This is a genomic window from Acinetobacter sp. WC-141 (assembly GCF_000313935.1).
Lineage (GTDB): Bacteria > Pseudomonadota > Gammaproteobacteria > Pseudomonadales > Moraxellaceae > Acinetobacter.
Map to the genome: position 1 here is coordinate 1 of NZ_AMSS01000040.1, position 925 is coordinate 925.

The following is a 925-nucleotide window of genomic DNA, read 5'->3' on the forward strand; positions in this document are numbered from 1 at the left end:
AGATGGATGAGAAAGCTCAATACACTCCAGTTGATAGACATCAACTTTCCGGTTGAAAAAGAACTTGGCATATTCGTTATCCATTAGACCTCCCAGTCCTTAATCAAAGCGATATCGGCAGTAAGGTTTGGCTGGTTTTGAACAACTTCGAGCTGAGCATTTACCCGGTAAAGGTTGCCATTAACTTCATTGGTCTTGAACGAGTTCGGAATGAAGTTACATAGGTATTGCTGACGTGCTCCCTGATCAATCACCAAGTCTGCATAAAATGAGGCTGGCTTGTTCTGGTAGATCCGCCAGAAAGCCATCATTTTATTGAAATCGGGTTTACTTAAGTTCCAGTTCACATCAACAATGTGGCTATTACGTTTTACATCGATGTAATAGCGCCCACGACCGCCATCCATCTGCTGACGTTTCACATCATCACCTGGTGTTACGCCATAGCCGCTGGTCTGAGGATTTAGCTTTAACTTGTACATAACTTTCCTTCAGGTAATAAAAAACCACCTCGAATGGTGGTTTCACTGATTAACGATTTCTTCTTGCTGTCGTATTCTCAGTCAAAGACCGACTAATAGTTGAGTTTGGATTTGCGATTTGATCGCTTACAAGTTTCGGTACCGCTTTTGGAAGTTGCTTATCCAGCTCTTCCTTGACGATGATTCGGACTGTTTTCTCATCCAATTGTTCAGCTTCAACCGTTGCACCACTGACTTGATTCACGACTTCAATCTTGAAATTGATTGTTGGTGAAGATTGCTCAAAAGAAGGCATAATCTCTGCCTGAGGACGTGAGGATTGCCCTAAGGTGAAATCCTGAACGTCATCCAGATTTGAGCGATCCTGAACTAAACCATTTGAAGAGAAGTAAACTTTTCCGTCGTGGAATAGATCAGAGCTTGCTGAAGAAGCAGTAGGTACA

2 protein-coding genes are annotated in these 925 nt (G+C 42.6%); both read right to left on the reverse strand.

Annotation, left to right across the window (positions count from 1 at the left end):
• Positions 1 to 83: 83 nt before the first annotated feature.
• Complete coding sequence (locus ACINWC141_RS06100; RefSeq protein WP_009389205.1) at positions 84 to 482, reverse strand: hypothetical protein; 399 nt, start codon at positions 480 to 482, stop codon at positions 84 to 86.
• Positions 483 to 531: 49 nt separating this feature from the next.
• The coding region (locus tag ACINWC141_RS20220) for a hypothetical protein (protein WP_009389207.1) at positions 532 to 925 on the reverse strand (394 nt) is incomplete at its 5' end.

What these genes read in the sequence shown, in the direction of transcription:
- ACINWC141_RS06100 (WP_009389205.1), bottom strand. Translation starts at nt 482, where the DNA reads ATGTACAAGTTAAAGCTAAATCCTCAGACCAGCGGCTATGGCGTAACA.